The following is a 9,108-nucleotide window of genomic DNA, read 5'->3' as shown; positions in this document are numbered from 1 at the left end:
TCAACCGACTATACCGCATTGATGAGCAAGGTCATGTCGAACGGGAACGGCAGAATAAAATTTCCGCTGAATGAGCCGGCCGAAGGTAAAAAGAAGAGCCAGATCGAGGAGTATGTCGATTTCTACCAAGGCGCAGGAGTGCAACATGTTGCAATGGCTACCGATGATATCATTCACACCGTTACGGAATTGAAAAACAGAGGCGTTGAGTTTCTTTATGTTCCGGGAAACTATTACGACACGGTGATCGACAGGGTAGGGGAGATCGATGAAAACATGAAAGTATTAAAGAAACTGGGTATTCTGGTCGATCGTGATGATGAGGGATATCTCCTGCAGATTTTCACCCGCCCCGTGCAGGATCGCCCGACAGTGTTCTATGAGATCATCCAGCGCAAAGGCGCCAAATCATTTGGAAAAGGCAATTTTAAAGCGCTCTTCGAAGCAATCGAAGCAGAACAGATGAGAAGGGGAACGTTGTGATTGATAATTCTGTATTCTGTAAATACAATTTACAATTGATTTGTGATTGAAGGATTGAACGAATTAGCGATTTAGTGATTGAATGATTGAAGTATTTTGATATATGATAGATATAAATTCAAAATCATGGCTCTCCATTCCGGTTGATTCTGATTTTCCTATTCAGAACATTCCGTTTGGGATAATTCGGACAAAGGGAAATGCCCCCAGGCCCGCTACTATCATCGGGGATACCGTGATCGACCTCTCGGCAATGGCGGATTTCGGATTCTTCGATAACCTGGGTATCGAAGACCTGACCCCTTTCTACAAACCTTTCCTGAATGATTTCATTGCACTGGGGAAAAAGCATACCAATGCAGTACGGGAAAGAGTCGCTGAGGTATTTTCAGCCGGTAATGATGAACTGAAAGAATACCCCGAAGCCCGGGAAATGATCCTGATACCTGTAAATGACGCAGAAATGCTCATGCCGGTGCAGGTTGGCGATTATACCGATTTTTACTCCAGCCGTGAACATGCTACTAATGTTGGCATGATGTTCCGCGACCCGGATAATGCGCTTCTTCCCAATTGGCTGCATATTCCCGTGGGTTATCACGGAAGAAGCTCTTCCATCGTTGTCAGCGGTACTCACGTTCACCGCCCCAACGGACAAACCAAACCGGATAACGCTCCCCTGCCTGTCTTCGGACCTTCCCGACAACTGGATTTTGAACTGGAAATGGCTTTTATCACCGGAAAATCAACGGAACTGGGAAACAATGTCCCTGTCGACCGCGCCGAAGATTATATTTTTGGTATGGTACTTTTTAACGATCTGTCGGCCCGTGATATCCAGAAATGGGAATATGTACCGCTGGGACCTTTTCTCAGTAAAAGCTTTGCTTCGGTCATTTCCCCCTGGATAGTCACCCTCGAAGCCCTGGAATATTTCCGCACAAAAGGACCTGTCCAGGAACCACAAGTGCTGCCTTACCTGCAGTCGGATGGGGAGAAAACTTTCGATATCAACCTCGAAGTTTTAATACAACCGGAAGGCTCAGTGCCGAATAGCTTTTGCCGGTCTAATTTTAAATATCTTTACTGGAATATGAGCCAGCAACTGGCTCATCAAACGGTAAACGGTTGTAACATCAATGTTGGCGATATGTATGCTTCAGGAACCATCAGCGGCGCTGATCCCGGTTCCTACGGCTCCCTGCTTGAACTGACATGGAAGGGGACAAAACCCGTCCATTTGCCCGATGGTAGCGTGAGGACATTCCTACTGGATGGAGATTCCGTTATCATGAAAGGCTTTTGTGAAAAAGATGGTCTCAGGATAGGTTTTGGTGAGTCAGCTTGTACGTTGCTGCCGGCAAAAAAGATTGTATAATATCTCGGAATATGTTGAAAATCAATCCCCAGGAAATTTCTTCTCCAGAACTCCATCACCGCATCCTGGATACGGTGGTACCCAGGCCTATTGCCTTTGCCAGTACCATAGATGACGAAGGAAATCCCAATCTTTCTCCATTTAGCTTTTTTAACGCGTTTGGGGTAAATCCCACTACGCTGATATTTTCTCCGGGCCGTAGAGGGCGCGACAATACTACCAAACATACGTATGAAAACCTCCGTCTGGTGCCGGAAGTGGTCATCAATACAGTTACATACGATATGGTTCAACAGGTCAGCCTGGCAAGTACCGATTATCCTAAAGGTGTGAATGAGTTTTTAAAGGCGGGTTTTACCATGCTACCCTCCGAAACCGTCAGTCCCTTCAGGGTAAAGGAGTCACCGGTGCATTTCGAATGTAAGGTAAGGGATATCATTGAGACAGGAACCCTTGGAGGAGCCGCGAACCTGGTGATCTGTGAGATTTTGCTGATGCATGTGGATGAACGCATCCTGGATGAAAAAGGCCGGGTGATTCCGGATAAATTGCGCGCTGTGGGGCGCATGGGCCGTGATTACTATACCAAAGCTTATGGAGAGGCCATTTTTGAAGTGGAAAAACCACTGGCCAGGCTGGGAATGGGTATCGATGCCCTTCCTGAGAAAATCCGCCACTCTGCCTTGCTTACCGGTAATGAACTGGGACAGCTCGGAAATGTGGAAAAGATCCCGGAAGATCCCGAGATCAAAGCCGTCATGCTAATGCCGGAAGTAAGACAAATTGTCGATTTTAGCATGAACAGGGAAGACGACCTTTTTCTCCTGGCAAAAAAAATGCTCGCCGCCGGTAAGGCTCAGGAGGCTCTTAAAGTTCTGTTGATTTCGTAATTTTTATTTACCACCTTTGCACAAAACGAATGCATGAGGTGGAGAGGACAAATAACATCCCTGCTTACGAACCGGAACCTGATCTTCCTGGCAGGTATTGCCGCAGGATTCCTCCTCGGCGATAAAACAGCCTTCCTGAAGGATTCCACTACCTATATCATTGGGTTTATCCTCGCGGTGGCTACTTCCGGTTTCCGATTCCGTTCCCTGGTGCCCGTTGTCCGCAATGTGGGCCCCGTTACTTCCTGCGTTTTCCTGAATTATATTGTGTTCGGTGGACTGATGCTTCTGCTGGCCTGGCTGACAGGGGCAACAGGAGCAGTCTGGACCGGTTACGTGGTTATTGCCGCTACTCCTCCGGCTATTGCTATCATCCCTTTCACTTTTAACCTGAAGGGGGATACCCGGTATTCCATCTCCGGTGTCTTTGGCGGTAACCTCCTGGGTATAGTCCTGACACCTTTGATATTCCTGATCTTTATGGGCGACAGCGTGGTAAGCCCTTACAGCCTGCTGCTTATTCTGGTTAAGATGCTCATCATTCCCCTGGCTGTATCCAGGGTTTTTCGCTGGAAAAAGCTCTACCCTTTTATCGATAAAAACCGTGGTATCCTTATCGATTATGGTTTTCTGGTGGTGGCTATGACTGTCATCGGCCTGAGCCGAAACATCATTTTCGGTAATCCTTATTGTGTGCTGATGCCGCTGTCAATCTTCGTATTTCTCATGTTTATCCTGGGAAACCTTTTTAAATGGTGGCTCAGCCGGGTTAACCCCGACCGCGAGATCGTGATGAGCCTCTACCTGATGCTCACTATCAAGAATGCCGGTTTTGCAGCTGTTGTAGCCATCAACCTGTTCCCCGATCTCATGGTAACCCTGCCACCCGCCATACTCAGCGTGCTGCTTCCTCTGTTCTACATTTTCGAATCTACACTCGGCCGCCATTTCTTCTATCGCCGGTCAGGCAAGAAGCTTAAGTCCGTTGCTGATCAATCCGTTTAATTCAGGCCTGTTTTTTTGCAGGTTGTTCAGGTATTCCAGGATGTCTTTTTCCAAACCATTGCCGGTGGCTTTTTCTTTATGTAATATCTCCAGGATCTCCAGTGGGGCAAGCCATTCGGCAGGGTAATGCTGCTTTATTTCCTTCCAGGATGTCTCCAGGGTTTTTGCCCCGGACCCGTGGTTACGCACATCTCTTATTTTTTGGTAGATCTTATGCAGGCGCTGGTTCTTATGACTATGTATGATCTTGTGGGTCTTTTCTTCAGGTATGCGGTAACGCAAACCAAAACCGTCCGGGTCGGCAGGACCGGAAAAGGCCGAAACGATGTCTTCTCCCACCGCCATGTCATAGATTCCCCAGGATGGCTCGAACAGAACCCGCTCGCGGAAAGTGACCCTGCAATCAATGAAACTCAGAAGTATGATCTTGCCTTCCTTTCTGATGATTTCCTGAAGCTTTCCATTGACCCTGACCCCCGATTCGAAATGCAGTGTGCACCGATGACCGGAAACCATCCCAATATGGGTCAGATCTGCGTCATCCATCCTTTCCAGGGGAATGGAAGAGTTGGTGATCTTTCCAACAGGAGAACCAAAGCCTTCATGATGATGTTCTGTACCATGGCCTTCCAGTATCCTGCCTTGATAATTCAGGGTTGTAGGCCCGGTGGTGCGCAGATAAACGGGTTTTTCCATATGGATCACCACCTCGGTGAAGGTACCGGATACCTGCAAGCCGGAACTGTATTCTACGGTGGCTGTATGGTTTGATTCAATGGCTTTCAGGATGCCATCCACTCCTCCATTATTTAATGCCATCCGGTCAGCAAACTCTTCAAGCACTTTGGTGAGGTGAGGAAAATCAGGGGTGACAAATAACTGAGGTTGCCGGGTAGTGATGTCAAAGCCGACATTCATGGCATCCAGGGTGTAAGGGATCTTTTTTACATCATCCTGCAATGCGGAATAGCTTTCCCCTATGGAAGAAAGGAGCCCGGCTCCATAGATCCTGGGTTTATTCAAATCGCCAATAAGCCCGTATTCTACCGTCCACCAATGCAGGTTGCGGATGAGCTGCATCTCCGAAGGAGGCCCTATGTGGGCATTGATCTGCTCCAGCTTTTCCTCCGCCTTCCGGATATTTTCAGGAGAGGTATATGGGTCGGCTTTCAAAATGGAAAGGTGACGGATGGCTTCATATTGTTCGTAATCGGCTTCGGAGGAAAAGGCCCTGGAACCTATCTCCCCGAAGTACTTCAGGTATCCTGCATATTCTTCATCCGCGATGATGGGAGCGTGGCCCGCTGCTTCGTGGATGATATCCGGGGCAGGAGTATATTCCAATTGGTCAATAGGACGAATGTCGGCGGCGATGACCAGCACGTTGTACGCCTGGAACTCCATGAAAGCCGAAGGCGGGATGAAACCGTCGACGGCTACTGCCGCCCAGCCTATTTCTTTCAGGATGCGGTTCATGCCGTACATATGCGGGATCTCATCGATGCTGATACCCGTTTTACGCAATCCTTCGAGGTATGAGCCATGGGCCACCCTGCTCAGGTATTCCACATTCCGCCGCATCACATACCGCCATAAGGCATGGTCCTGGGCGGTGTATTCGTTGTATGGCTGGTCGATGACCAGATCCATCAGGTGCCTGGGAAGCCTTTTCAGGACGTCGTTCAGTTCCATGCTATTTTTATTTGGATTTATTTTACATAGCAAAGATATAAAATTATTTTTACCACCGGTTTATCTGCCGAAGCTTTAGCGAAGGTAGAGATTACACTGATTTGCATAGATTTATAGTTACGGGATGCAGTCCCTACGCTCTTCGCCGGCATATCAAAACCATCGAATATCTCCTACATCCCGCAATCTCCTCAATCGTACAATATATTAGCCGATTGTCGATGGGTTATGCGTAACTTATGTATTTCTCATAGGATCAAAATTCTGATTTATTATTATCTTTGTTATAAACAGGATGGGCATGAAAGCAATTGAATTTAATTCTACAACAAACAAAGAAGGTTATCTTGAGATCAGGTATCGATTGGGTGAAAAAGGGAAAAAAGTGCGTGTGTTGATTCTGTTGGAAGATGATGCAGGAGAGACGGAAGAAGAAAGATTGTGGCTAAAATCAATGGATGAAAACCCGGCTTTTGATTTTCTGAAAGAACCTGAACAAGATATTTATTCACCAAGTGATGGAGAACCCATAAATGACAAATAATCTGGTTGTTCTGGTTCCTTTTCCTTTTTCCGACATGCATATTAAAAAAGTTCGGCCAGCATTATGTTTGACAAATGAGATTGGGGATCATCAGCATATTGTTATTGCATTTATTTCAAGCAAAATACCGGAGCCGATTCTAGAAAGTGATTTTGTTATCAGGAAAAACAGTTTTGAGGGAAATGATACCGGTCTTGCGGTTGATTCTGTCGTGAGGCTCCATAAATTGACCTCCATTCCCAAAAAATTTATAAGCAGAAAACTTGGCCGAATTAATGATGATACATCGAGGCTGATAAAAAGCAAACTTAAGACGATGTTTCATTGTTAGCGAATAGAGAGGATGCTTTTATATCTGTTCATGAAATACACATTTACGATACCTACGGCCGGATGATTGAAAATGCCCAACCCACCCGGGAAAACACCCGCTACACCTGGCAATGCGCATCATTCCCAAAGGGCTTGTATTTTGTGGGGTGCAGACGGATGAAGGTTGGATTGGGAGAAGGGTGTTTAAATTGAGTGATTGAGGAGATTGCGCGATGTAGCGATATTCGAAGTACCACTCTTCGCCGGCATACCAAAACCATCGAATATCTCATACATCGCGCAATCTTCTCAATCGGGCAATTCATTAGCCGATTGTCGATGAGTAATGAGTAATTTATAATGCCAACATACCCATAACCAAACACAAAAAACAATTCACAATGCGCTTAATAACTTTAATGAGTATCGGGAATGATTAATATCAAGTTACTTGTTCTATGTTTACAGACTGCAGGTAGTGTGGGTGTGGGTGATGAGTGATGATTTGTCGCTTGTAACCTGTCGCCTGTAACTTTGTGGTAATGTTTCCCGATACTCATATAAAATTAAACGGAATGGTTAATCAAAAAGTTATTGACGTATCAGATTTGACACAGGGCACTTACATTTGTTAATTGCAGTGAAAACCAGACGACGGTGAATATTTCCAGGGTCCCGAACGGGATATACTATCTGAGTTTAATTATCGAAAACTCATGCGTTGAAACACATAAACTGATCAAAGGCAGATATTAATTGACCCGGCAGGTGAAATTCTAATATTTCACCTGCTTTTTTTACTATTTTTATAAAACTTTAGAATCTGAGTAATGAAAAAGTATCTATTTTTTCTCTTTGTTTTATTGTTTCTGCATTTAAAGTCATCCGGACAAAACTGGCCTCAAATATATGGCGATGACCTCAAAGCTCAAGTCAGAAGCATGGTTGAAGACTATGACCATGGATATCTGATAGCCGGTCAAATTGACAGAACCGTTCCATCCCAGTGGGGTTGGCTAATTAAGACCGATATTAATGGAAACATTCTCTGGGACAAAAAGTTTGGCTCCTTGGGCTATCAAACATATTTTAACCAAATACAAAAAAATGAAGAGAATGAAACATTTATTGTTGGTTCAACTTCAAAATACGAATCAAGCTATGATGACGACCCGCTTATAATGAAACTTGATGCTTGTGGAGAAATAATATGGTGTACAGTATTAAGATCAGAAGGTAATAATTGTTTGATGAAAATCATTCAACTTGGCAATAATCATATTATCGGATTGCTAAAGTATTTTGGTGGAGATATTGCGAATATCCGGATAAGCCTAGTAGAATTTGATGAGAATGGAAATCCTTTGTGGATCAAACATATGGCGCAGGAAGACACCACCATCTTTAATGAAGAAGGCTGGTTTTTAAATCTTACTTCGGATTCCACTTATCTGATTTCCGGAAGATGTTTTAGCAATGGCATGCAGGCATTTTATATTAATGCGGATAAAAAAGGGGATCAGATATGGGATATTAAATGGCAAGGAGGAGCCTTGAGTTCAAGTAGGCAGACTGTGGAATTTAAAAAAGGAATTTTTTATTCAGCCGGTGCTTACGCTGATAATGGGCCTATAACTCCTTCAATCTTCAAATATAGCATTAATGGAGGAATGATATATCAAAAATATATTTTAGGAGATACCATTAGAGGAGGAGACACTTGGCCATTGTGTATGTATAATGATACTTCCTTGGTTATTGGCCTGGAATGGAGCGAATTTGGTACCGGCGTTGATGATGGAAATAGTGAAGTATTTCTAATAGATACCTTAGGGAATATCATAAAAAGAAGATTCCTGATTGCAGAAGGGCAACCACCTGAGAATACAATTAAAACTTTTGATGACAAAATTTTAGTTATCGGGAATTATTACACCAGCCCCAATTGGGATATTTATCTATGGAAACTAAATCAGCAATTGGAAAATGACTCGGTTTATAACCAAATAATTACGTACGATAGCCTTTGCCCTTACACAATTATTTCCGATACAACGGATTTAAATTGCAATTTATATGTTGATATTATAGATATACCACTCAAAGAGGATTATGATAAGGTAATGAAGCTTTTCCCAAATCCGGTAGGAAATCAGTTGAATGTTGAGTTTGCAGAGAATTTGATCACAGAAAACAGCACATGGATCGCATACGATATTTTTGGCAGAAAGCAAATGGAAATGCGTCTGGATAAAGATCAAAGGACGCTGGAAGTGAACACTTCACTGTTAAAAAGCGGCATCTATATCAGTGTGTTACTTGACCGGGGATATGTTATTTCTAAGGAAAAGTTTATTGTAAATCTACAGTAAAAAATGCCACAAGTCCGGTGATATTAAGATTTCAGTTTTCAATTTCACAAAAAGGCAATCATTAGCGAAGATAAACATCATTTCCCTACCGGACAAAATACCATTACCCTGAATCTCGTAGAATACCCGGCGGGAGTTTATTACTACAGGATCATGATGGACAGGCAAAACCTGCGGGTGGGGAAGGTTGTGCGGAGGTGATTTTGATTGCACGATTGGGAGACGTAACGGTTGCACGATATTCGAAGTGCCGCTCTTCGCCGGCATACCAAAACCATCGAATATCTCATACATCGCGCAATCTCCTCAATCGCGCAATTCATTAGCCGATTGTCGATGAGTTATGAGTAATTTATAATGCCAATATACCCATAACCAAACACAAAAAACAATGCACCATGCGCTCAACAACTTTTTCTGGATTTTCTTGAC

Annotated in this window: 8 protein-coding genes; 7 read left to right on the top strand and 1 reads right to left on the bottom strand. The window is 44.1% G+C overall.

Annotated features, from left to right (window positions below):
* The 4 genes from KKA81_04445 to KKA81_04430 all read left to right on the top strand — a co-directional run.
* On the top strand, positions 1–483 hold a 483-nt coding region (locus KKA81_04445; protein MBU2650162.1), incomplete at its 5' end, for a VOC family protein.
* 103 nt (positions 484–586) lie between these two features.
* Complete coding sequence (gene fahA, locus KKA81_04440) at positions 587–1,861, top strand: fumarylacetoacetase (protein MBU2650161.1); 1,275 nt, start codon at positions 587–589, stop codon at positions 1,859–1,861.
* A gap of 11 nt (positions 1,862–1,872) precedes the next feature.
* Positions 1,873–2,751 (top strand): flavin reductase family protein, encoded by an 879-nt coding sequence (locus KKA81_04435; GenBank protein ID MBU2650160.1) that lies wholly within the window; start codon positions 1,873–1,875, stop codon positions 2,749–2,751.
* A 33-nt stretch (positions 2,752–2,784) separates the two neighbouring features.
* A complete protein-coding gene (locus tag KKA81_04430) occupies positions 2,785–3,756 on the top strand; it encodes a bile acid:sodium symporter (GenBank protein ID MBU2650159.1) in 972 nt (323 codons plus the stop codon).
* Here the strand turns inward: KKA81_04430 and KKA81_04425 are convergent.
* Complete coding sequence (locus KKA81_04425) at positions 3,715–5,448, bottom strand: aromatic amino acid hydroxylase (protein MBU2650158.1); 1,734 nt, start codon at positions 5,446–5,448, stop codon at positions 3,715–3,717. The genes KKA81_04430 and KKA81_04425 overlap by 42 nt on opposite strands.
* 301 nt (positions 5,449–5,749) lie before the next feature.
* On the opposite strand from KKA81_04425, the gene KKA81_04420 reads away from it, so the two are divergent.
* The 3 genes from KKA81_04420 (at position 5,750) to KKA81_04410 (ending at position 8,676) form a co-directional block, all read left to right on the top strand.
* Positions 5,750–5,992, top strand: coding sequence for a hypothetical protein (locus tag KKA81_04420; protein ID MBU2650157.1), 243 nt, complete (start codon positions 5,750–5,752; stop codon positions 5,990–5,992).
* Positions 5,982–6,323, top strand: coding sequence for a type II toxin-antitoxin system PemK/MazF family toxin (locus KKA81_04415; protein MBU2650156.1), 342 nt, complete (start codon positions 5,982–5,984; stop codon positions 6,321–6,323). Before KKA81_04420 ends, KKA81_04415 begins: the two co-directional genes overlap by 11 nt.
* Before the next feature lie 811 nt (positions 6,324–7,134).
* Positions 7,135–8,676, top strand: a complete 1,542-nt coding sequence (locus KKA81_04410; GenBank protein MBU2650155.1) for a T9SS type A sorting domain-containing protein — start codon at positions 7,135–7,137, stop codon at positions 8,674–8,676.
* The last annotated feature ends 432 nt before the right edge of the window (positions 8,677–9,108 follow it).

The organism is Bacteroidota bacterium (genome assembly GCA_018831055.1).
GTDB lineage: Bacteria > Bacteroidota > Bacteroidia > Bacteroidales > B18-G4 > M55B132.
This window is presented reverse-complemented; position numbering and strand designations above follow the sequence as displayed.

Coding starts and splice junctions, on each gene's coding strand:
- KKA81_04435 (MBU2650160.1), top strand. CDS start 1,873: ATGTTGAAAATCAATCCCCAGGAAATTTCTTCTCCAGAACTCCATCAC.
- KKA81_04415 (MBU2650156.1), top strand. CDS start 5,982: ATGACAAATAATCTGGTTGTTCTGGTTCCTTTTCCTTTTTCCGACATG.
- KKA81_04430 (MBU2650159.1), top strand. CDS start 2,785: ATGAGGTGGAGAGGACAAATAACATCCCTGCTTACGAACCGGAACCTG.
- KKA81_04425 (MBU2650158.1), bottom strand. CDS start 5,448: ATGGAACTGAACGACGTCCTGAAAAGGCTTCCCAGGCACCTGATGGAT.
- KKA81_04410 (MBU2650155.1), top strand. CDS start 7,135: ATGAAAAAGTATCTATTTTTTCTCTTTGTTTTATTGTTTCTGCATTTA.
- fahA (MBU2650161.1), top strand. CDS start 587: ATGATAGATATAAATTCAAAATCATGGCTCTCCATTCCGGTTGATTCT.
- KKA81_04420 (MBU2650157.1), top strand. CDS start 5,750: ATGAAAGCAATTGAATTTAATTCTACAACAAACAAAGAAGGTTATCTT.